The organism is Marinactinospora endophytica, assembly GCF_054780875.1.
In genome coordinates this window covers 405,060-429,802 of sequence record NZ_BAAGVM010000003.1, presented here as the reverse complement: position 1 = coordinate 429,802, position 24,743 = coordinate 405,060, and the positions used below count along the sequence as shown (strand labels likewise).

Genomic DNA, 24,743 nt, shown 5'->3' with positions numbered 1-24,743 from the left:
TCGGATACGTGGCTGGCTACAGGTCGGCGGGGGAGGACAGGGTGCCGCGGACCGCGGTGGCGGCGGCGACCAACGGTGACACCAGGTGGGTGCGGCCTCCCTTGCCCTGCCGGCCCTCGAAGTTGCGGTTGGAGGTCGAGGCGCTGCGCTCGCCCGGCTTGAGCTGGTCGGGGTTCATGCCCAGGCACATCGAGCAGCCGGCCTCGCGCCACTCGGCTCCCGCCGCGGTGAACACCTCGGCCAGGCCCTCCTGGGCCGCCTGCTCCTTGACCCGCATCGAACCGGGGACGACGAGCATCCGCACCCCCTCGGCCACCTTGCGGCCCTTGATGATCTCGGCCGCGGCGCGCAGGTCCTCGATGCGGCCGTTGGTGCACGAGCCGAGGAAGACCGTGTCGATCCGGACGTCGCGCATCGGCGTGCCGGCCTCCAGCCCCATGTAGGCCAGCGCCTTCTCCGCCGCGGCGCGCTCGTTGGGGTCGGCGAAGTCCTCGGGGGCCGGCACCGCGGCGTCCAGTGGAACGCCCTGGCCGGGGTTGGTGCCCCAGGTGACGAACGGGCTCAGCTCATCGGCGTCGAGCACGACCTCGGCGTCGAAGACGGCGTCGGGGTCGCTGCGCAGGCTCTTCCAGTGGGCGACCGCGGCGTCCCAGTCGGCGCCGGTGGGCGCGTGCGGGCGGCCCTTGATGTAGTCGAAGGTGGTCTCGTCCGGGGCGATCATGCCGGCGCGCGCGCCCGCCTCGATCGACATGTTGCAGACCGTCATCCGGGCCTCCATCGACAGCGACCGGATGGCCTCGCCGCGGTATTCGATGACGTAGCCCTGACCACCGCCCGTGCCGATCTTGGCGATGACGGCCAGGATGATGTCCTTGGAGGTGACCCCGGGCTTGAGCGTGCCGTTGACGGTGACCGCCATGGTCTTGAACGGCGTCATGGGCAGCGTCTGGGTGGCCAGGACGTGCTCGACCTGGCTGGTGCCGATGCCGAAGGCCAGCGCGCCGAACGCGCCGTGGGTGCTGGTGTGGCTGTCGCCGCAGACGATCGTCATGCCCGGCTGGGTCAGGCCGAGCTGGGGACCGACCACGTGGACGATGCCCTGGTCGATGTCGCCCATGGGGTGCAGGCGGACGCCGAAGTCGGAGGCGTTCTTGCGCAGCGTCTCGATCTGGGTGCGCGAGACCGGGTCGGCGATGGGGAGCAGGATGTTCTCGGTCGGGACGTTGTGGTCCTCGGTGGCGATGGTGAGGTCGGGACGGCGCACGGGACGTCCGGCGAGGCGCAGCCCTTCGAACGCCTGCGGGCTGGTGACCTCGTGGACGAGGTGCAGGTCGATGTAGAGCAGGTCGGGCTCCCCCTCGGCACGCCGGACGACGTGCTCCTCCCAGACCTTCTCGGCCATCGTGCGAGCCATGTGTGACGCCTCCTCGCGTCTCGACGGTTTCCTCGGGGTCCTCTTGGCCTCGCGTCATCGGGCGGGGAGGTCGTGCCACGCCGCCCACCGCTCGCCGCGAGCGAACTTGCATTCCAAATAGCGAGACGGCAATATCAAGCCATGGACAACTCTAGCCCATCGAGCGGCGTAGGTGTGTTGGACAAGACGATGTCGGTCCTGGACGCGCTGGAATCGGGCCCCGCCTCCCTCGCCCAGCTCGTCCAGATCACCGGGCTGGCCCGGCCGACCGCCCACCGGCTGGCGGTCGCGCTGGAACGCCACCGCATGGTCGCCCGGGACAGCCAGGGCCGGTTCGTGCTCGGCCCGCGCTTGGGCGAGCTGTCGATCGCCACCGGCGAGGACCGTCTCCTCGCCGTCTCCACCCCGGTCCTGGCCCAGCTCAGGGACCTCACCGGCGAAAGCGCCCAGCTCTACCGCCGCCAGGGCGAGCATCGGGTCTGCGTGGCCGCCGCCGAGCGGGCCAGCGGCCTGCGCGACACCGTCCCCGTCGGCAGCGAACTCCCCATGAACGCCGGCTCGGCCGCACAGGTCCTCATCGCCTGGGAGGACTCCGAACGCATCCGTCGGGCGCTGCGCGGCGCCCACTTCACCGCCGCGACCCTCACCCAGGTCCGCCGCCGCCGTTGGGCGCAGAGCGTCGGCGAACGCGAGCAGGGCGTCGCCTCCGTCTCGGCCCCGATCTCCGGACCGGGTGGCCGGGTGATCGCCGCCGTCTCGGTCTCGGGACCGATCGAGCGCCTGACCCGCTCCCCGGGCCGGCTGCACGCCCAGGCCGTGATCGCCGCCGCCGAGCGGATCAGCGAGGCCCTGCACAGCAGCGAGGCCTACGGGTGATCCCGGTCCCGCTCACCGGGTGAGCGGGACCGACAGGATCCGGTCGTCATCGGGAGCGGGCTCGCCCCGGCCGTCGAGGTTGCTGGTGGAGACCCACACGCCCGCCCCGTCGGGGGTGGCCGCGACCGCGCGCAGCCGCCCCCGCTCCCCCACGAACAGCGCCTCGGGGTCGCCGACCTCGCCCCCGCCGAGCAACGGGATCCGCCACAGCCGTTCTCCGCGCAGTGCCGCCACCCACAGCGACCCGGCGGCGACCGCGGCCCCGCTCGGCGACGCCTCGTCGGGGGTCCACTCCACCACGGGGTCGACGTAGGGCCGCCGGCCGGCCTTCCCCTCGACCTCGGGCCAGCCGTAGTCACCACCCGGTTCGATCACGTTGACCTCGTCGTAGGTGTTCTGGCCGAACTCGGTGGCGTACATGGTGCCCTCCTCGTCCCAGGCCAGGCCCTGGACGTTGCGATGGCCGTAGCTGTACACGAGGTTGCCGAACGGGTTGCCCTCGGCGGGCTCGCCGTCGGGGGTCATGCGCAGGACCTTGCCCCCGAGGGAGTCGGTGTCGCGGGCCAGCTCCTCGCGGCCCGCGTCGCCGGTGCCGGCGTAGAGCATCCCGTCCGGCCCGAAGGCGATGCGGCCCCCGTTGTGGAAGGAGGCGCTGGGAATGCCCGATACGACGATCTCGGGCTCTCCCAGTCCCGCTTCGGTGTCATAGGGCATGCGCACGATCCGGTTGTCCTCCGCCGAGGTGAAGTAGGCGTAGACGGCGGTGTCGCCGGTGGACTCCGGTGCCACGGCCAGGCCGAGCAGTCCGCCCTCCCCCTGCGGGCGCACTCCCTCGATCTCGCCGGCCTCTCGGGTGGCGCCGTCGGGCTCCACGCGCAGCACCCGCGCGGAGTCGCGTTCGGCCACCAATGCCGCGCCGTCGGGCAGGAAGACGATGGACCACGGCACCCCGAGGCCGGTGGTGACGTCCCGCGGCTCTCCCGGGGGGATCAGCCGCTCCGGCGAACCGGTTCCACCGGGCGAGGGCGGCGCGGACTCCCTCGGCCGCTCCCCTCCCCCGTCGGAACAGCCCGCGACGAGCAGTGCCACCACCACGGTGGCGGCCGTCCACGCTCGCTGTCCCATGTTCCCTCCCGCTCCCGCTGCTGTGGCGTTCCCAGCCGTACCCGTTCGGGCATCCGGATCACCCGGATGCCCGAGAGGTCGTCTGCGACCTGGCGGAACGGGACGGCGGCGCGCCGGCCGGCGTCCCGAGCCGCTCAGCCACCCGTTCCCGCCCGGCGCAGCCGGTCGGCGGCGGAGCGGTTCGCCCGGGTGACCGGTCGGGTCCCCAGCGCCTCTCCCAGGCCGAAGACGGGCATGTGCGTGTAGAAGGCCTCGTGCCCGGGGCCGTGTGACGCCTCCTGCCGGCCGAGTTGGTAGGTCTCGTGCCAGATTCCCACCGCCCCGTCGTCGACGTGCCGGTAGAAGTCCCGCCAGGCCCCCTTGTGCAGGGAGTCGTGGGCGTAGGCCATCAGTTTCTCGGTGCTCTCCCAGTACTGGACGGAGGTGACGCCCCGGCCGTCGACGAGGGATCGGCTGGCCAGCAGTCCCCGGCCCCGCTCGGCCCGCAGCTCGCCGAGCATCTCGTTGAAGGACCGCGTCACCCACCACCAGGCGCGGACCCGCCGCCAGTCGTTCACCCGCATCCCGATGAGGAACAGGGTGAATCCCTCGCTCGCCTCGGTGGTCATGCGTCCGTGTTCGATCTCGGCCATGTCGCCTCCTCCATCCGTCCCGGACCTTTGGGGACGGCCGGACACCGTTCGGTTGGATAGTTCCACTCTCCAATATTAGAGAGTATAACTATCCAATACGGATGTGAAGGGGGGATCGGTGCGGATCTCGGAACTGAGCCGCGCGAGCGGCGTACCGGTGGCGACGATCAAGTACTACCTGCGCGAAGGACTGCTCCCACGGGGAGAGACCACCTCGGCCACCCAGGCCGTCTACTCCTCCGCGCACCTGCGGCGGCTCCGCCTCATCCGGGCGCTCGCCGAGGTCGGCGACGTGCCCCTCGCCCGTATCAGAGGGGTGCTGGACGCCGTGGACGACGAGCAGATCGGTCCCCACCTCCTGCTCGGCACCGCGCTGTACCAACTGGACAGCGACGCCCCCGCTGAGGAGGACGACAGCGCCGACCAGGCACGTCAGACCGCCGAACGGCTCCTGAGCGGATTGGGCTGGCGGACCTACTCCGGATCGCCGGCCCGGGGGCGGCTCGTCCGGGCACTGGCCACCTTGGACCGCCTCGGCCTGACCATCCCCCCGGAGGTACTGTCACGCTACGCGGAACTCGCCCACGAGGCGGCAGAACGCGACCTGGAACTGCTCGACGCCGCGGCCCCCCGGGAGGAGATCGTGGAACGGGCCATCGCCATCACCGTGCTGATGGAACAGACGTTCACGGCACTGCACCGGATGGCCCAGGAGGACATCTCGGCCGGCAGGTTCGGAACCGGCGCCCCGGGGTGCTGAAGCGGCCCGCCACAACGTAGGCGCTCTGACGACAAGGAGCCCCCACCCTCACGGGTGGGGGCTCCTGCTGGTACCCCCGACCGGATTTGAACCGGCGTTACCGCCTTGAGAGGGCGGCGTCCTAGGCCGCTAGACGACGGGGGCCTATTCGCTCCGGGACTCAGCCTACCGGAATCCGGCGAGCGTCCTCCCGCTCGGACCGGTCCATCTGGACCGATCCCAGAAAAAAGCTCCCATGTGCTGGGAGCAGTTCCCTGTTGGTACCCCCGACCGGATTTGAACCGGCGTTACCGCCTTGAGAGGGCGGCGTCCTAGGCCGCTAGACGACGGGGGCCTTGGACCGCGTGACGCGGACGGACTGTCGGACAGTCCGGGTGGTCTCCCGAGGGATTCCACTCGCTGGGGTACCAGGACTCGAACCTAGACTAACTGAACCAGAATCAGTCGTGCTGCCGATTACACCATACCCCAGTGCTTTTCGGGGAGGTTTCCCTTTCGGGCCCTGCTCCCCTCGGCGCAGGAATTACTTTAGCGGAGATCCGGAGTGCTCGCGAACCGAATGGGACCGCCCCCGGGTGGCCCCCGCCACGAACGTGCCCGTGGCGGGGGCGGACGGTCAGGCCTCGGCGTCCTGGGTGGCGTCGAGCTTGGCCAACGCGGCCCGCAACCGCTGGAGCGTCCGCTCGCGGCCGAGCAATTCCAGCGACTCGAACAGCGGCAGGCCGACGGTGCGTCCGGTCACCGCCACACGTACCGGCGCCTGCGCCTTGCCCAGCTTCAGACCGTGCTCGGCGCCGGCCTCCTCCAGCGCGGCCTTCAGCTCCGCGGCCCGCCAGGGCAGATCCGGATCGTCGTAGCGGGTCAGGGCCGCGGTCACCATCTCCCGGCCGACACCCGGCTTCATCGCCTTGTTCCAGCTCTGCGGGTCCTCCACCGGCTGGTCCAGGAACAGGAAGTCCACGTTGGGGATGATCTCGGAGAGCACCGCGATCCGGCTCTGGGCCAGCGGCGCGACCCGCTCGAAGACCACCTCGTCGTACCCCTCGGCCGGCCACGGCGCGACATCGGGCTCCAGCCAGGGGCGGCAGCGCTCGATGAACTCCTTGACGTCCAGGGCGCGGATGTACTCGCCGTTGAAGGCGCGCAGCTTCTTCTCGTCGAAGAAGGCGCTGGAGCTGTTGACCTTGGAGACGTCGAACAGCGGCTCCATCTCCGACCACGGCATGATCTCCCGATCACCGCCGGGCGACCAGCCCAGCAGCATCAGGTAGTTGACCATGGCCTCGGGGAGGTAGCCCTCCTCCTGGTAGGACTCCAGGGCCACCTTGTCCCGGCGCTTGGACAGCTTCTGCCGCTTCTCGTTGACGATGACCGGCAGATGCGCCCACACCGGCGGGGTGTGGCCCAGCGCCTCCCACAGCAGCTGCTGCTTGGGGGTGTTGGACAGGTGCTCCTCACCCCGGACGACCTCGTTGATCCCCATCTCGATGTCGTCGACGACGTTCGCCAGGACGAACAACGGCGAACCGTCGGCCCGGGCGATCACGAAGTCCTCGATCGCGCTGTGCTCGAACTCCACCCGGCCGCGAACCCGGTCGTCGACCACGGTCGGCCCGCCCTCGGGCACCCGGAAACGCAACGCCCGCCCCGGCCCCGGCTCCAGGCCGCGATCCCGGCAGAACCCGTCATAACCGAGGTGCTCGTTGCCACGCCGCTGCTGCACCTGCTCACGGGTGCAATCGCAGTAGTAGGCCCGCCCCTCCTCGTAGAGCCGCCGCGCGGTCTCGCGGTGCTTGTCGGCGTAGGCCGACTGGAAGTAGGGCCCCTCGAAGTGCTCGTCGCCCTCGCGGATCCCCAACCAGGCCAGGGCCCGGATGATGCCCTCGGTCCACTCGGGCTTGTTGCGCGCGGCGTCGGTGTCCTCGATGCGCAGCACGAACCTGCCACCCGGCTGCTGGCGCGCCAGCGCCCAGTTGAACAGCGCGGAACGCGCGCCGCCGACGTGGAACATCCCGGTGGGTGACGGCGCGAAGCGCACCCGCACGGTTTTGCTGTCAGTCACTCGTCCTCGTCCTTAGTCCCGGGTGACGACCCGGTTGGTCAGTTCGCCGATTCTTTCGATGGAGACGGTCATCTGCTGCCCGACCTGAACAGGGCCCACGCCCGCGGGGGTCCCGGTGAGGATGACGTCGCCGGGCACCAACGTCATGAACGAGCTGACGTAGGAGATCAGCTCGGGGATGCCGTGGATGAAATCCGAGGTCCGGCCGTCCTGGCGCACCTCTCCGTCCACCGTGGTCGTGACGCGCAGGTCGGCGGCCTCCTCCAGGCTCAGGCCGGTCTCGATCCAGGGGCCCAGCGGGCAGAAGGAGTCGAAGCCCTTGCCCCGCGTCCACTGCTTGTCCTTCTTCTGCAGGTCGCGGGCTGTGACGTCGTTGGCGCAGGTGTAGCCGAAGATGACGTCCTTGGCCCGTTCCGGCGGGACCTCGCGGCACAGCCGTCCGATGACGATGGCGAGTTCGCCCTCGTAGTCCACCCGTTCGGAGATGGCCGGGTGGAACACCGGATCGCCCGGGCCGGTGACCGCCGTCGAGGGCTTGAGGAACACGACGGGCTCCTCGGTGGACTCGCCGGTGATGTCCTTCATCTCGGCGACGTGATCGGCGTAGTTCTTGCCGATGCACACCACCTTGCTCGGCAGGATCGGCGAGAGCAGCCGGACGTCCTCCAGTTTCATCGGGTCGCCGGCGAGCTTGATCGGGCCGAGCAGCGGGTGCCCCACGATCCGAGAGACGAACCGCTGGCCTTCGGCGTCGATGTCGACAAGGCCGAAGGCGACCTCGGACTGGTCGTCGAGGGTGGAGAATCTCGCGATGCGCACGGGCCTACCTCTGCTTTTCACGTCCGTCTTACCTCGGACAGGCTACCGAGCCGCGTCCCGCTCCTTGCCGTGCGCGTTCGCCCCGGATCGCGCCTTCGTCGCGGCCTCCGGCGACCGTACGCGCCCCTTCGGCGACCGTCCGTCGCGACGACCCGCGGTGTGTGACGGCGCATATCCCCAGTTAACAGATTGTTTACAACGGATCGCCCGGAGGTTACCCTCTTTGGGAGCGCTCCCGTGAGCTTGGTCACAAGCTCTTGCGGAACGTGTCACACTCCTGTCCGCCGTTTCCATCCCCCGAACGACCGACCCGAGTTTGGGAGCGCTCCCAGCGACGTTCCCCGCATGACCGGCCCGCATGACCGGCCCGCCTGCCCCCGGACCGCCCTCGGAGGTCACCGTGCCCCGTCACCCCCGAGCCCCGCCGCCCGCGCCGCGCCCCCCAGCACAGCCGCACTCTCCCCGCGCGCGACCCCGCGCCGGACCCCGATCGTCTCCTTCTCCCTCTCCCTTTTCAGGCAAGGAAGGTCCCGATATGGGAAACATCCCCCCGTCTGCGAACCGACGTTCGCGGACGAGACGCGGCCTGGCGGCCGTGTCCGCAACCGCCATGGGCGCCGGCATGATCGCCCTGGCCTCGCCCGCCTCCGCCGCGGCCGGCTGTGAGGTCGACTACCAGGTCAACAGCTGGGGGTCGGGCTTCACCGCCAACGTGACGGTCACCAACCTGGGCGACCCGATCAACGGCTGGACGCTGGAATGGGACTTCCCCGGCAACCAGCAGGTCACGAGCATGTGGAGCGCGTCCTACACCCAGTCGGGCGCGAGCGTCACCGCTGAGGACGCCTCCTACAACGCGGCCATCAACACCGGCGGAAGCATCTCGTTCGGCTTCAACGCCAACGGTTCGGGCGACGCTCCCGACTCCTTCACGCTCAACGGCGTCGTCTGCGACGGCGAGACCGGCGAGGAGCCGGAGGAGCCCGAGGAGCCCGAGGAGCCGGAGGAGCCCGGCAACCCCGGCAACCCGGGCGAGCGCGTGGACAACCCCTACGTCGGGGCCGACGTCTATGTCAACCCGGTCTGGTCGGAGAAGGCCGCCGCGGAGCCCGGTGGTGACGCGGTCGCCGACCAGCCCACCGGTGTCTGGCTGGACCGCATCGGCGCCATCGAGGGCAACGACAGCCCGACGACCGGCAACATGGGACTGCGCGACCACCTCGACGAGGCCCTGGAGCAGCAGTCCGGCGACACCCCGATGGTCGTCCAGCTGGTCATCTACAACCTGCCCGGCCGTGACTGCGCCGCGCTGGCCTCCAACGGCGAGCTCGGCCCCGACGAGATCGACCGTTACAAGAACGAGTACATCGACCCGATCGCCGAGATCCTCAGCGACCCGGCCTACGCCGACCTGCGGATCGTGACCACGGTCGAGATCGACTCGCTGCCCAACCTGGTCACCAACGTCGGCAACCGGCCCACCGCCACCCCCCAGTGCAACGAGATGCTGGCCAACGGCAACTACGTCAACGGCGTCGGCTACGCCCTGGCCACCCTGGGCGACATCCCCAACGTCTACAACTACGTTGACGCCGGCCACCACGGCTGGATCGGCTGGCCCGACAACTTCGGCGCCTCCGCCGACATCTTCTACCAGGCGGCCAACGCCAGCGGCGCCACCCCCGACGACGTGCACGGCTTCATCGCCAACACCGCCAACTACTCCGCGTTGAAGGAGGACCACTTCTCCATCAGCGACTCGGTCAACGGCCAGATGGCCCGCCAGTCGCGCTGGATCGACTGGAACAACTACGTCGATGAGCTGTCCTTCGCCCAGGCCCTGCGCCAGGAGCTGATCTCGACCGGCTTCGACCCCGGCATCGGCATGCTGATCGACACCTCCCGCAACGGTTGGGGCGGCCCGGACCGGCCCACCGGCCCCGGCCCGCGCACCGACATCAACGCCTTCATCGACGGTGGCCGCTACGACCGCCGCATCCACCTGGGTAACTGGTGCAACCAGGCCGGCGCCGGCCTGGGCGAGCGCCCGACCGCGGCTCCCGAGCCCGGCATCGACGCCTACGTCTGGATGAAGCCCCCGGGCGAGTCCGACGGCGCCAGCGAGTACATCCCCAACCCTGAGGGCAAGGGCTTCGACCGGATGTGCGACCCGACCTACCAGGGCAACGCGCGCAACAACTACAACCCCTCGGGGGCCCTGCCCGACGCCCCGATCTCCGGCCACTGGTTCTCCGCGCAGTTCCAGCAGCTCCTGGCCAACGCCTACCCGCCGGTCGAGTAACCCTCGCCGCACCCCGGCGCCCGTCCGTCCTCTCCCGGCGGACGGGCGCCGCCCCTTGTCCGCCCCGCGTCGCCTCGGGACCGGGGGTGCCCCGCCTCCGCGAACCGGGGTCCTATCCTCGGGATCGAGGTGAGTGAGAGGAGGGCGACGTGCCCAGTGTGGTGAAGTTCAATGTCCTGACCGTCCCCGAAGGGGCGGGGGCGACCCTGGAGGAGCGGTTCGCCAAGCGCGCCGGACTGGTCGAGAACCAGCCGGGATTCGAGGAGTTCCAGCTCCTCCGGCCGGTCGAGGGCACCGACCGCTACCTCGTCTACACCCGTTGGCGCTCCGAAGAGGACTTCCAGAACTGGGTGAACAGCACCGCCTTTCGCGCGGGGCACGCCCAGGCCGCCGAGGACGCGGGGCGTTCGGGACACGGACACGGCCATGGGCACGGCCAGGGAGGCCCCGCCGCCACCGGCAGCGAGTTGTGGGGCTTCGAGGTCGTCCAGCAGGTCAAGGCCGCGGAGTAAGGTGGGCGGCGGGTCCGCGGCACATGTTGCGGACCGTGCGGACCCGCCGCCACGGGGAGCCCGAAAAGCGTGTACGGACTCTCGTGATCTGCGATCCTGAGGGGGACCCCGGGTTCTAGGAAGGTCCTCGCGTGCCCACGATCGGAACGGACACCACCCGCAGGCGGCGCCCCCTGCACCGCAGACGCCGCCGCCCGCCCGTGGGGCTGTTGGTAGGACTGTCCCTGGTCACCGTGGGGTGCGCGGTCCTGGCCACCGGTGTGCTCACCCCGCAGCCACGGCCCGAGGCCGCCCAGCCCGCCCCTCCCTCACTCGATCTCCAACGCGCCCCCGAGTCCTCCCCGAGCCCGTCACCGACCCCGTTGCTGTTGCGTTCGGTGGTCGAGGAGGTCACCGACGGCAGCGGTGACCTGGAGGTCGTTCCCGGCGGCGGGGAGCCCTCCGGTGAGGGGCCGGTCAAGCGCTACCTCGTCGAGGTCGAGGCCGGCCTGCCCGGTTCCGCCGAGGACTTCGCGGCCGCGGTCGACGCGATCCTGGCCGATCCGCGCGGCTGGGGCGGCGACGGCGACATGTCCTTTCAGCGGGTGGACGAGGGTGACGTCGACTTCCGTGTCACCCTGGCCGCCCCCGACACCGTCGACGCCCTGTGCGCGCCCCTGCAGACCAACGGCGAGGTCTCCTGCACCCAGGGCGGTCGGGCGATCATCAACCAGAACCGGTGGGTCAGCGGCGTCGGGCACTTCGAGGGGGACCTGGAGACCTACCGCGTCTACGTCGTCAACCACGAGGTCGGCCACGCCCTGGGGCACGGACACGTCTTCTGCACCGAGCCCGGCGCCCCGGCACCGGTCATGCAGCAGCAGACGTTCGGCCTCCAGGGGTGCGAGCGCAACGGTTGGGTGCACCCCGACTGAGGCCCCGGGAAGGCGACGACCCGCGCCTCGCCCGGGGCGCTCGGTCACCCTTGCGCGTATCCCTGACGCAGCAGACCGTAGGTGATCGCCTGTTCCAGGGCCGTCCACGACGCCTGGATGACGTTCTCACCGACACCCACCGTGGTCCACCCGCCGCGGCCGTCGGTGGAGCCGATGAGGACGCGGGTGATCGCGTCGGTTCCCGAGGTGCCCTCCAGGATGCGGACCTTGTAGTCGGACAGCTCCACCTCGGCCAGCGCGGGGTAGACGTCCTCCATGGCCGAGCGCAGCGCCCGGTCCAGCGCGTTGACCGGACCGTTGCCCTCGGCGGTGGCGATCACCCGCTCACCCTTGACGTGCAGCTTCACGGTCGCCTCGGTGACGGCGATGCCATCGGCGCGGTGTTCGGCGATGGTGCGCCACGACTCGACCTCGAAGAAGCGGACCGGTTCGCCCAGCTCCTCACGGAGCAACAGCTCCAGGGAGGCGTCGGCCGCCTCGAAGCTGTAGCCGTTCAGCTCCATCGCCTTGACCCGGTCGGCGACACGGCCGAGCAGGCCCCGGTCGCCGCCCAGGTCGACCCCGAGTTCCTTGGCCTTGAGCTCGATGGAGGCCCGCCCCGCCATGTCCGAGACGAGCATCCGCATGTCGTTGCCGACCAGGGCGGGGTCGGTGTGCTGGTAGAGGTCGGGATCGACCTTGATCGCGGAGGCGTGCAGCCCCGCCTTGTGCGCGAAGGCCGAGATCCCGACGTAGGGCTGGTGGGTGGCCGGGGCGATGTTGACGATCTCGGCGATCGCCTGGGAGACGCGGGTCATCTCGCGCAGGCTGCCCTCGGGCAGGAGGTCGCGTCCGCGTTTGAGGACGAGAGCCGCCGTGACCGAGAACAGGTCGGCGTTGCCGACCCGCTCCCCGTACCCGTTGGCCGTGCACTGGACGTGGGTGGCGCCGGCGTCGACGGCGGCGAGGGTGTTGGCGACCGCACAGCCGGTGTCGTCCTGGGCGTGGATCCCCAAGCGGGCGTCGGTCGCCTCGCGCACCTCGGTGACGACACGGGTGATGTCGGCGGGGAGCATGCCCCCGTTGGTGTCGCACAGCACGACGACGTCGGCGCCCGCCGCCGTCGCCGTGCGCACGACCTCCAGCGCGTAGTCGGGGTCGTGCCGGTAGCCGTCGAAGAAGTGTTCGCAGTCGAGAAAGACCCGCTGGCCGTTCTCGCGTAGGTGGGAGACGGTGTCGGCGATCATCTCCAGGTTCTCGTCGGGCGTGGTGCGCAGGGCCAGTTCGACGTGGCGGCTGTCGCTCTTGGCGACGAGTGTGACCACCGGGGCGCCGCAGTCGCGCAGGGCGGCGACCTGCGGGTCCTCGGCGGCGCGGACCCCCGCCCGCCGGGTGGAGCCGAAGGCGGTGAGGCGTGCGTGCCTCAGTTCCAGCTCGTCGCGCGCCCGTTGGAAGAACTCGGTGTCCTTGGGGTTGGCGCCGGGCCAGCCGCCCTCGATGAAGCCCACGCCGAACTCGTCGAGCAGCCGCGCGATCGCCAGTTTGTCGGCGACGGTGAGGTTGATTCCCTCTCGTTGCGCACCGTCGCGCAGGGTCGTGTCGAATACGTGGAAACCGTCGTCCAGCATGGGTGGAACTCCCGGGGGTGGATGTTGGTTCGGGCCGCCGGCCCAACAAAAAAGACCCCTCGTGGACACGAGAGGTCGGCGCGCCGGCGGGGTCCGTGATCAGCCGACGCGCCTCACGATAATGATCGCCCGAGACGACATGGGGACCAGTCTGCCACATCCACCTCGCACGACGCCGAGGGGATCCGCGATTCGGTCTCGATTTCCCACATGCTGAGACAGGCGGTGGGGCCGGCCGGCCCCACCGCCGCGGCGTCAGACCGCTCCGAAGCGGCGGACCCAGCCATGGCTGTCGGGGCGCAGGCCGTACTGGAGGCCGACCAGCTCCTCGCGCAGCCGCAGGGTGACCGGCCCCGGCTTGCCGTCACCGACCTGGAAGTCCCCATCGGCGCTCTTGACGTGCGCGACGGGGGTGATGACGGCCGCGGTGCCACAGGCGAACACCTCGGTGAGCTCGCCGCTGAGCGCCGCCGCGCGCCATTCGTCGGTGGAGATACGTCCCTCCTCGGCGGGGATGCCGAGCTCGGGCGCGAGCCTGAGCAGCGAGTCGCGGGTGATCCCCGGCAGCAGCGTGCCGGTGAGCGCGGGCGTGAGGATCCGGGCCTGCTCGCCCGAGCCGAAGACGAAGAACAGGTTCATGCCCCCCATCTCCTCGACCCATCGGTGCTCCACCGCGTCGAGCCAGACGACCTGGTCACACCCCTTCTCGACCGCCTGGGCCTGGGCCAGGAAGCTCGCGGCGTAGTTGCCGGCGAACTTGGCCTCGCCGGTACCGCCCGGCGCGGCACGGGTGTAGTCCTCGCTCAGCCAGACCGTGACCGGCTTGATCCCGCCGGAGAAGTAGGAGCCCGACGGGGAGGCGATGAGGACGAACAGGTAGGAGGTCGAGGGGTGGTTGACCCCCAGGCCGACGTCGGTGGCGAACATGAACGGGCGCAGGTAGAGGCTGTTGTCCTCCTTGGTCGGCACCCAGTCGCCGTCGTGGGCGAGCAGCGTCTCGATCGCGCCGAGGAACAGGTCCTCGGGAAGCTCGGGCATCGCCATACGCCGGGCGCTGCGGTTGAGGCGTTCGGCGTTGGCCTCGGGGCGGAAGGAGGCGATGGTGCCGTCCGGGTGGCGGTAGGCCTTGAGCCCTTCGAAGATCTCCTGGGCGTAGTGCAGCGCCGCGGTGGCCGGGTCGAGCGGGATCGGACCGTAGGGCTCGAGTCGGGCGTCGTACCACCCCTTCTCGTCGCTGTAGCGGATCGTGACCATGTGGTCGGTGAACACGTTGCCGAACCCGGGGTTCTCCAGCAGGGCCGCCCGTTCCTGCGGGGTCTTCCGCTGGGACGAGAGCCGGATGTCGAACGTCAACCCGCTTGTGGTGGTGCTGGTGTTCATGTGTGCGTGGTCCTCTCGGGTACAACGGGCCGGCAACGCTGCCGGTCCGCACTCCAGTCTGGCGGAAACGATGTGTACGGGCCATAGCGAGCGAATCGGGCGATCCGCTCACACCGAGACGGCGGTCCGGGAAACGACGACGGGCGCGCCCTCAGGCGCGCCCGTCACCGGATACCGCTTGTGGCCTCGGCCGCGCCGCGGGGCAGCAGGGCCGAGGGGTGCTCAGCCCTGCTCGGCTACTCGGGCGGCGATGTCGTCGCCGATGCGGGAGGTGGAACGCTCGACGGCGTCCTTGGCCCGGTCGCGCAGGTCCTCGGCGACGGCGCGCTCGACGCGCCGCGCCGCGTCGGCGGCGCCGAGGTGGTCGAGCATGATCGCGGCGGACAGGATCGTCGCCGTGGGGTCGGCCTTGCCCTGCCCCGCGATGTCCGGAGCCGAGCCGTGAACCGGCTCGAACATGCTGGGGAAGTCGCCTTCGGGGTTGATGTTGCCGCTGGCGGCCAGGCCGATGCCGCCGGCGACGGCGGCGCCGAGGTCGGTGATGATGTCGCCGAACAGGTTGTCGGTGACCACGACGTCGAACCGGTGCGGCTGGGTCACGAAGAACATCGTGGCGGCGTCGACGTGGCAGTAGTCGACGGAGACCTGCGGGTACTCCTCGCCGACCTCGCGCACGACACGCTGCCACAGCTCGCCGGCGAAGGTGAGGACGTTGTCCTTGTGGACGAGGGTGAGCTTCCTGCGCGGCCGGGCCGCGGCCTTCTCGAAGGCGTAGCGGACGACCCGCTCGACGCCGAAACGGGTGTTGACGCTGTCCTGGGTGGCGATCTCGCCCGGGGTGCCCTTGCGCAGCACGCCGCCCATGCCCGCGTAGGGCCCCTCGGTCCCCTCGCGCACGACGAGCATGTCGATGTCGTCGGGGGTGGTGTCGGCCAGGGGCGTGGTCACGCCCGGGTAGAGGCGGACCGGCCGCAGGTTGACGTAGTGGGAGAAGGAGAAGCGCAGGCGCAGCAGCAGACCCCGCTCCAGGACACCGCTGGGGACCGAGGGGTCGCCGACGGCGCCGAGGAAGATGGCGTCATGCCCGCGCAGCTCCTCCTCGACGGAGTCGGGCAGCGTCTCGCCCGTGGCGTGCCAGCGCTTGGCGCCCAGCTCGTACTCGGTGGTGTCGAGCGCGAGATCGTGCCGCGGGGCCACGGCCGAGAGGACCTTCAACCCCTCGGCGACGACCTCGGGACCGATTCCGTCACCGGGGATGACGGCCAACTTCACGGTGCGAGCAGCCATAAAAAGCCCAGCCTCTACTTCGGCAGTGTCGATGTCACGTCCGTGCGGTCCGCCGCGGTCGGCACCACACCCCCCGGTTTCTCACATTTTGAGACCGAAGGTGACGATGATGAGACAAGACTACCGACGTGCGTGGTCGCGGGAACCGCCCTCCCCCGGGAAAGGCGGAAGAGGCGCGCGTTCAGGCGCGCAACGGCCCTCCGTTGTCGCGGCGGTCCAAAGCGGTCTGGAGGGCCCGGGCGGCCTCGTCGTGGCTCTCCGGCGACGTGGGTTCGGTCTCGTACACGGCGATCCTCCGAGGGACGCGGAAGCGGAAAGAGGGGCGTTCGCGCGTTCGGCCCCGTACGGGCCGGGCGCGCCGCCGGAACACGTCACCCCGGCGGGATCGCCGGACCGGGGTGCGCCGCCCGGGCGGGTGCCCCGGCGCGGCGCCGCTCGCGTGGAGTCGCGGCATGGTCACCGTTCGTCCACTCCTTAGGACGACAGATTATCGGACGTCCGAGCAGATCTCCAGAACGGGCGCCGACGACAACGGCCCCCGCGGACACCACCGCGGGGGCCGGGCAGCGTCACGCCCGCCTGGTCAGTCCAGGTCGACGCGGCGGCTGGTGACGGCGCCGATCTCGGCGGAGATCGTCTGGAGGGTCTCGTCGGGGATCACGGAGTCGACGGTCAGCGTGATCAGGGCCTTGCCGCCCTCCTGGTCACGGGCGACCTGCATGCCGGCGATGTTCACCGACGCCTCGCCCAGCAGGGCGCCGACCGTGCCGACCACGCCCGGGCGGTCGTCGTAGGAGAAGAAGGCCATGTGCTCGGTCGGCGTGATCTCCATGCCGTAACCGTTGAGCTCCACGAGCTTCTCGGTCTGACGCGGGCCCGACAACGTGCCCGACACCGACACCCGCTGACCGTCGGCCATGGTGCCCTGAACACGGATGAGGTTACGCCAGTCGGGGCTGTCCTCGCTGGTCACCAGGGTGACCTCGACGCCACGCTCCTTGGCCAGCAGCGGCGCGTTCACGTAGGTGACGGCCTCCTCGACCACGTCGCGGAACACGCCCTTGAGAGCCGCCAGCTCGACGACCTTGACGTCGTGCACGGCGATCTCGCCACGGACCTCGACGTCCACCCGCGCCGGCACGCCCCCGGCCAGCGCGGTGAAGATCCGGCCCAGCTTCTCGGCCAGCGGCAGCCCCGGCTTGACGTCCTCGGCGACCGCGCCACCCTGCACGTTGACCGCGTCGGGGACGAACTCCCCGGACAGGGCCAGCTTCACCGAACGGGCGACCTGCGTGCCGGCCTTCTCCTGGGCCTCGTGGGTGCTGGCGCCCAGGTGCGGGGCCACGACCACGTTGTCGAACTCGAACAGCGGGCTGTCCGTGCAGGGCTCCTTGGCGAACACGTCGATGCCCGCGCCCGCGACCCGTCCCTCCTTGAGGGCCCGGTACAGCGCATCCTCGTCGACGATCCCGCCACGCGCCGCGTTGACGATGCGCACGCTCGGCTTGACCTTGCTCAACGCGTCGTCGCTGATCAGGCCGAGGGTGTCCTTGTTCTTGGGCAGGTGGACCGTGATGAAGTCGCTACGGCGCAACAGCTCGTCGAGGTCGACGACCTCGACACCGATCTGCGCGGCGCGGGCCGGCTGCACGAAGGGGTCGTAGGCGATGACCTTCATACCGAACGCGCTCAGCCGCTGGGCGACCAGGACACCGATGCGGCCGAGGCCCACGATGCCCAGCGTCTTGTCGTAGAGCTCCACACCGGTGTACTTGGAACGCTTCCACTCGCCGTTGACCAGCGCCCGGTGGGCCGCGGCGGTGTTACGGGCGGTGGCCAGCAACAGGTTGATGGCCTGCTCAGCGGCGCTGACGATGTTGGAGGTGGGCGCGTTCACGACGAGCACACCGGCCTTGGTGGCGGCCTCGACGTCGACGTTGTCCAGCCCGACGCCGGCCCGCGCCACGACCTTGAGGTTGGGGGCGGCGGCGATCGCCTCGGCATCGACCTTGGTCGCGCTGCGCACGATCAGGGCGTCGACGTCGGCGAGGGCCGGCAGGAGCAGGGACCGGTCGGCGCCGTTGGTGGTGCGGACGTCGAAGTCCTCCTCCAGCAGGGCGATACCAGCGGGCGAGAGTTCTTCCGCGACGAGAACGGAGGGCTTGGGCACAGCTTGTTCCTTCGTGGTTGCGACGTTGCCGCGCGCGAAGCGGCTTGGGCGTATCCGCACCGTGCGCGGACGGAACGGCCTGCGCAAAGTCTAGTGCGGCGGTCGGGATCGACCCGAGAAGGGGCGTGACATCGACCTGGCCATGACCGGCCGGAACGACGAAGGCCCGGGCGGCCGACGCCGCCCGGGCCATCCACGGCGGGCCCGTGTCCCGCCGGAGGGGCTCAGGCCTTGAGCCAGCTCATCAGCGGACGCAGCTCGGCGCCCACCTTCTCGATCTGCTCGTTCTGCTCGGCCTCGCGGCGCTTGAGGAAGTTCGGCCGGCCCGCGTCGAACTCGGCGACGAGCTCACGGGCGTAGGTACCGTCCTGGATCTCGCCGAGGATGCGGCGCATCTCCTCGCGGGTCTGCTCGGTGATGACCCGCGGGCCGCGGGTGTAGCCGCCGTACTCGGCGTTGTCGGAGACCGACCAGTTCATCTTCGAGATCCCGCCCTCGTACATGAGGTCGACGATGAGCTTCATCTCGTGCAGGCACTCGAAGTAGGCGACCTCGGGCTGGTAGCCGGCCTCGACCAGCGTCGTGAACCCGGCCTTGATCAGCTCGGACACACCACCGCACAGGACCGCCTGCTCACCGAACAGGTCGGTCTCGGTCTCCTCGGTGAAGGTGGTCTTGAGCGCGCCGGCGCGGGTGCCGCCGATGCCCTTGGCGTAGGAGAGCGCGAGCTCCCAGGCGTTGCCGGAGGCGTCCTTCTCGACGGCGACGAGCACCGGGACACCGCGCCCCTCCTCGAACTGGCGGCGCACGAGGTGACCCGGCCCCTTGGGGGCGACCATGGCGACGTCCACGCCCGCGGGCGGCTCGATCAGGCCGTAGCGGATGCTGAACCCGTGGCCGAAGAACAGGGCGTCGCCCTCGTTGAGGTGCGGGGCGATCTCGTTGGCGTAGAGGTCGCGGTGGATGTGGTCGGGCACCAGGATCATGATGAGGTCGGCCTCCTGGGCCGCCTCGGCCGGGGTGACCACCCGCAGGCCCTCTTCCTCGGCCTTGGGACGGCTCGCGGAGCCCTCGGCGAGGCCGACCCGGACGTCGACACCCGAGTCACGCAGCGACAGGGCGTGCGCGTGGCCCTGGCTGCCGTAACCGATGACGGCGACCTTGCGTCCCTGGATGACGCTGAGGTCGGCGGCGTCGTCGTAGTACATCTCTGCTGCCACTTCGGCTTACTCCTTGATTCTTCTTCTCTGCAGACGAGCCGGGAGTCCCGGGAGGTCAGGCGGTGCGCTCGATGGCGCGCAGCGAACGGTCGGTGATCGACCGCGGACCGCGGCCGAGCGCGACCAGACCGGACTTCACCAGCTCCTTGATGCCGAACGGCTCGAGATTGCGGATCAGCGCCTCAAGCTTCTCGGGCTTGCCGGTGGCCTCGATGACGACCACGTCCGGGCTGACGTCGACGACGTGCGCCCGGAACAGCTCGGCGGTCTCCAGCACGTGACTGCGGCTGGCGGCGTCTGCCTTGACCTTGACCAGCAGCAGTTCACGACGCACGGAGGCGTCGGCGTCCATCTCGACGATCTTGATGACGTTGACCAGCTTGTTGAGCTGTTTGGTCACCTGCTCCAAGGGGTGGCGGTCGCAGTTGACCACGATCGTCATCCGGGACAGTCCCTCGTACTCGGTGGGTCCCACCGTGAGGGAGTGGATGTTGAAACCGCGGCGGGAGAACAGCGCGGACGCCCGGGCCAAGACGCCCGGCGTGTCCTCCACGAGGACGGAAAGCGTGTGCAGGCTCATGGGACGGGACCCTTTCCTATTCCTCGTTGTCCCAGTCCGGCGCCATGTCGCGCGCGTACTGGATGTCGTCGTTGCTGATGCCGGGGCCCACCATCGGCCACACCATCGCGTCGTGGTTGACCGTGAAGTCGACGACGACCGGCGCGTCATCGACGGCCATGGCCTTCTCGATGGTGGCGTCGACGTCCTCGACGCGCTCGCACCGCAGTCCGACACAACCGTACGCCTCCGCGAGGCGCACGAAGTCCGGAATCCGGACCTTCTCGCTGCCCTGGGCCGGGGCGGTGTGCAGGTTGGTGTTGGAGTAGCGCCCCTCGTAGAAGAGGGTCTGCCACTGGCGGACCATGCCGAGGTTGCCGTTGTTGATGACGGCCACCTTGATCGGGATGCCCTCGACCGCGCAGGTGGCGAGCTCCTGGTTGGTCATCTGGAAGCAACCGTCGCCGTCGATCGCCCACACGGTCTGATCCGGGGAACCGACCTTCGCGCCCAGGGCGGCCGGGACCGCGAAACCCATCGTCCCGGCGCCGCCGGAGTTGAGGAAGGTGCCCGGGTTCTCGTAGTCGATGAACTGGGCGGCCCACATCTGGTGCTGGCCGACGCCCGCGGCGTAGGCCGCCTCGGGGCCGACGATCTCGCCGAGGCGCTTGATGACGTACTGCGGGGCGAGCGAGCCGTCGCCCGGGTCCTCGTAGCCCAGCGGGTAGTCGTTGCGCAGCCGGTTGAGCTGGGACCACCAGGCGGCGTAGTCTCCCTGGCGGCCGGCGGCCTGGTCGTTGCGGACGGCGACGACGAGGTCGGCGATGACCTCGCGGCAGTCGCCGACGATCGGGACGTCGGCGTGCCGGTTCTTGGAGATCTCGGCCGGATCGATGTCGGCGTGCACGATCTTGGCGTCGGGGGCGAAGCTGTCGAGCCTGCCGGTGACCCGGTCGTCGAACCGGGCGCCCAGCGCGACGATCAGGTCGGCCCGCTGGAGGGCGCCGACCGCGGCGACCGTACCGTGCATGCCCGGCATGCCCAGGTGCTGGTGGTGGCTGTCGGGGAAGGCCCCCCGCGCCATCAGCGTGGTGACGACCGGCAGGCCGGTCAGCTCGGCCAGCACCCGCAGTTCCCGGGCCGCCCGGGCCTTGAGGACGCCTCCGCCGACGTAGAGGACCGGACGCCTGGCCTCGGCGATCATCCGGGCGGCCTCGCGGACCTGCTTGCCGTGGGGCTTGGTCACCGGGCGGTAGCCGGGCAGTTCCAGCCGCTGCGGCCAGGAGAACTCGACGGCGGCCTGGAGGGCGTCCTTGGCGATGTCCACGAGGACCGGGCCCGGACGACCGGTGGAGGCGATGTGGAAGGCCTCGGCGATGGTGCGGGGGATGTCCGCGGCCTCGCGGACCAGGAAGTTGTGCTTGGTGATCGGCATCGTGATGCCGCAGATGTCGGCTTCCTGGAAGCCGTCGGTGCCGATCAGGGACGTGGCCACCTGACCGGTGATGGCGACCATGGGGACGGAGTCCATGTGCGCGTCGGCCAGCGGGGTGACCAGGTTGGTGGCCCCGGGACCGCTGGTCGCCATGCAGACGCCGGGGCGTCCGGTGGCGTAGGCGTACCCCTCGGCGGCGTGACCGGCGCCCTGCTCGTGCCGCATGAGGATGTGGCGCACCTTGACGGAGTCGTAGAGGGGGTCGTAGGCGGGCAGAATCGCCCCGCCCGGGATTCCGAACACCACGTCGACGCCGACATGCTCCAGCGACCTGATGAGCGACTGGGCTCCGGTCATCTGCTCGGTCATCACTAGATCCTTCGAGAGGGCTGTAGGTGTGTCTGGCAACAAAAAACCCCCCACCGCCGAGGACGCGGTTGAGGGGAGCGCGCAACGAGAGCTTGGTCAGCTTGCTGCGCGCTGGCCAAGTACGAGAATCATCGGGTTGCTCTGCACGGTGACAACGATGACGGAGAGTGTGGCGCCGCGTCAACCGAAACGCCGTTTTGTCTCGACATTCGAGACAAGATGATCACCATGCGGTTCACTCGCAGGTGGGAACCGTCCCGTAGGTGCGACCTACCTCACCTTCCCAGTGGTGTCCCTGTCTCGCCCCCGACAAGGGCCTCGACACCCTCGGCCCCCATGGGGCCGGCCACGAGGAACCCCTGCCCGTAGACACACCCCATCGCGCGCAACCGCTCCAGCTGCTCCATGCTCTCGATGCCCTCGGCGATCACCCGCACCCCCAGGTCCTGGCCCAGCCGGATGATCGTGCTGGTGAGCAGCGTCACCGTCCCGTCGTTGCCCAGGTCCCGGATGAAGGACGGATCGATCTTGATCTCGTCCACGCGCAACCGCCGCAGGTGGGCCAGCGAGGCGTAGCCCATCCCGAAGTCGTCGATGGCCAGTCGGACCCCCAGGCCACGCAGCTCGGCCAGGCTGGCCACGGCGTCGCCGGGGTTCTCCAGCAGCACCTCCTCGTCGACCTCCAAGGTCAGCGCGTCGGCCGGCAGACCGGTGTCGGCGAGCACCCCGGCGACCGTCTCGACGAAACGGGGCGACAGGATCTGCTTGACCGACAGGTTGACGGCCAGCCCGATGTCCCAGTCGGCGGCACGCCACAGCGCGACCTTGGCGCACGCCTCCCGCAGGATCCACTCCCCCAGGGGGACGATGAGCCCGGACTCCTCGGCGGGACCGAGGAACTCGTCGGGCCCCACCAGCCCGTCCTCGTCCCGCCAGCGCACCAGCGCCTCGACCGCGGTCACGCGGGAGCTCTCCAGATCGACCACCGGCTGGTACTCCAGCAGGAACTCGCGGTCGGCCAGGGCCTGCCGCAGGCGCGTCTGGAATTCCAGGCGCCGTACGACCTCGGTGTGCATGTGCGCGGCGTAGATCTCGACGCGGCCCCCCGCGCCCAGCTCCTTGGCCCGCGCCATGGCCATGTCGGCGTTGCGCAGCAGCTCGCCACTGTCGGTCGCCGGCTCGGCGAAGGCCACCCCCACGCTCGCCGACAGCACCACCTCGCGATCGGCGATCTGGAACGGCTCGCCACCGATGGCCCGCACCAGCCGCTCGGCGAGGTCGACGACCCGCTGCGGACGCGCCCCGTCCTCGATGAGCAGCGCGAACTCGTCACCCCCCCAGCGCGCCAAGGTGTCCTCCGCCCCGATCGTGGCCCGCAGCCGGCGGGCCGCCTGGGCCAGCAGGTAGTCGCCGAAGGAGTGTCCGGCGGAGTCGTTGACCGCCGTGAACCCGTCGAGGTCGAGGAAGATCGCCGCCACCCCGTCGGGACCGGTCTCGGCCCGGTCCCGGCGCGCCAGGACCTCGCGGGCGCGCTCCTCCAGGTAGGCGCGGTTGGGCAGGCCGGTGATGCCGTCGTGGAAGGTCAGATGGTTGACCTGCTCCTCCAGCGCCACCTGGGCGCTGATGTCGCGCGTGGTGACGAGCAGCCGGTCGGGTTCGCCCGGCCGCTCATACAGCGACGCCGTGGACTCGGTGTGCCGCCAGGTGCCGTCGGCCGCGCGCACCCGGATGCGCAGGTGCATCCCCTCGCCGGCACCGCGCTCGAACGCCGACATCGCGGCGCCCACCCGGGGCAGGTCCTCGGGGTGCACCAGGTCGGTGACGGGGCCGGCCAGGATGTCGTCGAGCCGGTAGCCGAACGTCTCGGCCGCCCCCGGGCTGACGTAGAAGATGGTGCCGTCCTTGTCGAGGATGAGGATGACATCCCCGCTGTTGCGCGCCAGCTCATGGAAGTGCCGTTCGCGGGTGGCCACCATGCGGCCCAGCGTCGAGTTCTCCTCCAGCAGCCCCAACAGGCGTACCAGCAGGACCAGCACGGCCGACCCGGCCGCCACCGGCAGGATCGGCGCCACCCCCTCGACGCGCAGGGCGGCGACCGACAGGGTGACGGCGGCGACCGCCAGCGCCAACGCGGCGGCGATCTCGGGCGCGAAACGGTAGAGCCCCCGTCCGGTGATCCGGCGGGGCGGGGAGCCCGCGCCGGCCCGGGTCAACCACGGCAGCGCGGCCAGCAACGCGAACCCCAGCAACCGCACCGGGTATTCGATGCCCCCCGCGACGGGCTCGCCCGTCAGCCGGGTGATGGTGCTGATGAGGTCGGCACCGCAGATGATGACGAACGCGCCGATCGCCAGCAGCACCGCGCGGCGGGTGCCGTGCGGCGAGGTGAACACCAGCGGCGCGAGCAGGCACAGCACCACGATGTCGGCGACCGGGTAGACCAGCGCGAGCCCGATCACCCCGGGGTTCTCGCCCAGGTCCCGGTACAGCGGCTCGAACAGCAGCAACCACACCACCGCGAAGACCGCCGCCGCGCACACGTAGCTGTCGGTGACGTGCCGCAATATCGGCCGGACGCCCTGGGGCAACGGCGCGAAACGCAGGAAACCAAGCACGAACAGCGGCAGGGCCGCGAGGGAGAACAGATCACCGAAGGTCAGCGAGAACGTCGCGCTCGCACCGAACAGGCCGGTCGCGCCGTAGACCACGGCCCCCGCGCACCAGGCCGACGCCGCGAGGCCGAGGAAGCGCAGCGCCGCCACGCCGTCGGTGCCCTCGGCCGTGGGATCGTCCTCCCCCGCCCCGCCCTCACGCTCACGTGCCGCGAACAACAGGCTGGCCGCGGCCAGCCCGGAGGCCAGGGCGGTCGGCCAGGTACCGCCGCGCGCCGTCAGCGACAGGCCGGTGCCCGTGTCGACGAGCGTCCCCAGCGCGTACAGCAGAGCGACCGAGACGATGGCACCGAGCCAGATCCGGGTGTCGCCCTTCATCGCGATGCCCGAGAATCCGCCGGGATGGCACGTCCCGATGTCGTGAACATGGGCACCCTTCCAGTCATCGCCCCGGAGCCCGTCGTGACCGGCCCAGGGGGCGGTCCGCACGGATCCGGCCGCAGTCGCCCGAGGTCGGCTCTGACCTGCGGGCGGACGCGGAGCGGGGAGGAACCCCCGCGGCGCGCGGGCGTCTGGTTCTACGTGACCAGGCTATTTCGCCTAGGTCACGGCCAGATAGAGAAGAAGCTGAGACCCGGCGACAAGACGATCACACAACGTGAACACC

At 70.3% G+C, this 24,743-nt stretch carries 18 protein-coding genes and 3 tRNA genes; 5 read left to right on the top strand and 16 right to left on the bottom strand.

What is annotated here, in order from left to right; translation table 11 throughout:
* Positions 1–16: 16 nt before the first annotated feature.
* Positions 17–1,414, bottom strand: a complete 1,398-nt coding sequence (leuC, locus tag ACYVHU_RS08530) for a 3-isopropylmalate dehydratase large subunit (protein WP_078762739.1) — start codon at positions 1,412–1,414, stop codon at positions 17–19.
* Between the two features lie 189 nt (positions 1,415–1,603).
* On the opposite strand from leuC, the gene ACYVHU_RS08525 reads away from it, so the two are divergent.
* Positions 1,604–2,290, top strand: a complete 687-nt coding sequence (locus ACYVHU_RS08525; protein WP_078762838.1) for an IclR family transcriptional regulator — start codon at positions 1,604–1,606, stop codon at positions 2,288–2,290.
* Between the two features lie 12 nt (positions 2,291–2,302).
* Here the strand turns inward: ACYVHU_RS08525 and ACYVHU_RS08520 are convergent, their stop codons facing one another.
* On the bottom strand, positions 2,303–3,415 hold the full coding sequence (locus ACYVHU_RS08520) for a PQQ-dependent sugar dehydrogenase (protein ID WP_078762738.1): 1,113 nt from the start codon (positions 3,413–3,415) through the stop codon (positions 2,303–2,305).
* Between the two features lie 134 nt (positions 3,416–3,549).
* On the bottom strand, positions 3,550–4,047 hold the full coding sequence (locus tag ACYVHU_RS08515) for a DUF4188 domain-containing protein (protein WP_498948043.1): 498 nt from the start codon (positions 4,045–4,047) through the stop codon (positions 3,550–3,552).
* Positions 4,048–4,165: 118 nt separating this feature from the next.
* On the opposite strand from ACYVHU_RS08515, the gene ACYVHU_RS08510 reads away from it, so the two are divergent.
* A complete protein-coding gene (locus tag ACYVHU_RS08510) occupies positions 4,166–4,807 on the top strand; it encodes a MerR family transcriptional regulator (protein ID WP_078762736.1) in 642 nt (213 codons plus the stop codon).
* A 68-nt stretch (positions 4,808–4,875) separates the two neighbouring features.
* On the opposite strand, the gene ACYVHU_RS08505 is transcribed toward ACYVHU_RS08510, so the two are convergent.
* The 5 genes from ACYVHU_RS08505 to ACYVHU_RS08485 form a co-directional block, all read right to left on the bottom strand.
* Positions 4,876–4,951, bottom strand: a tRNA-Glu gene (locus ACYVHU_RS08505).
* A gap of 114 nt (positions 4,952–5,065) precedes the next feature.
* A tRNA-Glu gene (locus ACYVHU_RS08500) sits at positions 5,066–5,141 on the bottom strand.
* 65 nt (positions 5,142–5,206) lie between these two features.
* Positions 5,207–5,278, bottom strand: a tRNA-Gln gene (locus tag ACYVHU_RS08495).
* A 145-nt stretch (positions 5,279–5,423) separates the two neighbouring features.
* Positions 5,424–6,869, bottom strand: coding sequence for a glutamate--tRNA ligase (gltX, locus tag ACYVHU_RS08490; protein WP_498948041.1), 1,446 nt, complete (start codon positions 6,867–6,869; stop codon positions 5,424–5,426).
* A gap of 12 nt (positions 6,870–6,881) precedes the next feature.
* Positions 6,882–7,688, bottom strand: a complete 807-nt coding sequence (locus tag ACYVHU_RS08485) for a fumarylacetoacetate hydrolase family protein (protein ID WP_078762734.1) — start codon at positions 7,686–7,688, stop codon at positions 6,882–6,884.
* A gap of 535 nt (positions 7,689–8,223) precedes the next feature.
* Here ACYVHU_RS08485 and ACYVHU_RS08480 point away from each other — a divergent pair.
* The 3 genes from ACYVHU_RS08480 to ACYVHU_RS08470 all read left to right on the top strand — a co-directional run bounded on the left by ACYVHU_RS08480 (position 8,224) and on the right by ACYVHU_RS08470 (position 11,416).
* Entirely contained in the window at positions 8,224–9,990 is a 1,767-nt protein-coding gene (locus ACYVHU_RS08480) for a glycoside hydrolase family 6 protein (RefSeq protein WP_432938853.1), read from the top strand.
* A gap of 149 nt (positions 9,991–10,139) precedes the next feature.
* Positions 10,140–10,502, top strand: a complete 363-nt coding sequence (locus ACYVHU_RS08475; protein ID WP_078762732.1) for an antibiotic biosynthesis monooxygenase family protein — start codon at positions 10,140–10,142, stop codon at positions 10,500–10,502.
* A gap of 140 nt (positions 10,503–10,642) precedes the next feature.
* Complete coding sequence (locus ACYVHU_RS08470; protein WP_235001065.1) at positions 10,643–11,416, top strand: DUF3152 domain-containing protein; 774 nt, start codon at positions 10,643–10,645, stop codon at positions 11,414–11,416.
* A gap of 44 nt (positions 11,417–11,460) precedes the next feature.
* On the opposite strand, the gene cimA is transcribed toward ACYVHU_RS08470, so the two are convergent.
* The 8 genes from cimA to ACYVHU_RS08430 form a co-directional block, all read right to left on the bottom strand.
* Positions 11,461–13,044, bottom strand: a complete 1,584-nt coding sequence (cimA, locus tag ACYVHU_RS08465) for a citramalate synthase (protein WP_078762731.1) — start codon at positions 13,042–13,044, stop codon at positions 11,461–11,463.
* A gap of 255 nt (positions 13,045–13,299) precedes the next feature.
* A complete protein-coding gene (locus ACYVHU_RS08460) occupies positions 13,300–14,424 on the bottom strand; it encodes a branched-chain amino acid aminotransferase (RefSeq protein ID WP_078762730.1) in 1,125 nt (374 codons plus the stop codon).
* A gap of 222 nt (positions 14,425–14,646) precedes the next feature.
* Positions 14,647–15,711, bottom strand: a complete 1,065-nt coding sequence (locus tag ACYVHU_RS08455; RefSeq protein ID WP_078762729.1) for a 3-isopropylmalate dehydrogenase — start codon at positions 15,709–15,711, stop codon at positions 14,647–14,649.
* Positions 15,712–16,294: 583 nt separating this feature from the next.
* Positions 16,295–17,881, bottom strand: a complete 1,587-nt coding sequence (gene serA, locus ACYVHU_RS08450; protein ID WP_078762728.1) for a phosphoglycerate dehydrogenase — start codon at positions 17,879–17,881, stop codon at positions 16,295–16,297.
* Positions 17,882–18,105: 224 nt separating this feature from the next.
* Positions 18,106–19,101 (bottom strand): ketol-acid reductoisomerase, encoded by a 996-nt coding sequence (gene ilvC / locus ACYVHU_RS08445; RefSeq protein WP_200813687.1) that lies wholly within the window; start codon positions 19,099–19,101, stop codon positions 18,106–18,108.
* A 55-nt stretch (positions 19,102–19,156) separates the two neighbouring features.
* On the bottom strand, positions 19,157–19,681 hold the full coding sequence (gene ilvN / locus ACYVHU_RS08440; protein WP_078762726.1) for an acetolactate synthase small subunit: 525 nt from the start codon (positions 19,679–19,681) through the stop codon (positions 19,157–19,159).
* A gap of 16 nt (positions 19,682–19,697) precedes the next feature.
* Positions 19,698–21,467 carry an acetolactate synthase large subunit gene (locus ACYVHU_RS08435; protein ID WP_432938845.1) on the bottom strand — a complete coding sequence of 590 codons (1,770 nt, stop codon included), beginning with the start codon at positions 21,465–21,467 and terminating at the stop codon, positions 19,698–19,700.
* 272 nt (positions 21,468–21,739) lie between these two features.
* On the bottom strand, positions 21,740–24,454 hold the full coding sequence (locus ACYVHU_RS08430; protein ID WP_078762724.1) for a putative bifunctional diguanylate cyclase/phosphodiesterase: 2,715 nt from the start codon (positions 24,452–24,454) through the stop codon (positions 21,740–21,742).
* Positions 24,455–24,743 lie beyond the last annotated feature (289 nt).

Coding starts and splice junctions, on each gene's coding strand:
- ACYVHU_RS08460 (WP_078762730.1), bottom strand. CDS start 14,424: ATGAACACCAGCACCACCACAAGCGGGTTGACGTTCGACATCCGGCTC.
- cimA (WP_078762731.1), bottom strand. CDS start 13,044: ATGCTGGACGACGGTTTCCACGTATTCGACACGACCCTGCGCGACGGT.
- ACYVHU_RS08430 (WP_078762724.1), bottom strand. CDS start 24,454: ATGAAGGGCGACACCCGGATCTGGCTCGGTGCCATCGTCTCGGTCGCT.
- ACYVHU_RS08525 (WP_078762838.1), top strand. CDS start 1,604: ATGTCGGTCCTGGACGCGCTGGAATCGGGCCCCGCCTCCCTCGCCCAG.
- ACYVHU_RS08480 (WP_432938853.1), top strand. CDS start 8,224: ATGGGAAACATCCCCCCGTCTGCGAACCGACGTTCGCGGACGAGACGC.
- leuC (WP_078762739.1), bottom strand. CDS start 1,414: ATGGCTCGCACGATGGCCGAGAAGGTCTGGGAGGAGCACGTCGTCCGG.
- ACYVHU_RS08520 (WP_078762738.1), bottom strand. CDS start 3,415: ATGGGACAGCGAGCGTGGACGGCCGCCACCGTGGTGGTGGCACTGCTC.
- ilvN (WP_078762726.1), bottom strand. CDS start 19,681: ATGAGCCTGCACACGCTTTCCGTCCTCGTGGAGGACACGCCGGGCGTC.
- ACYVHU_RS08455 (WP_078762729.1), bottom strand. CDS start 15,711: ATGGCTGCTCGCACCGTGAAGTTGGCCGTCATCCCCGGTGACGGAATC.
- ACYVHU_RS08515 (WP_498948043.1), bottom strand. CDS start 4,047: ATGGCCGAGATCGAACACGGACGCATGACCACCGAGGCGAGCGAGGGA.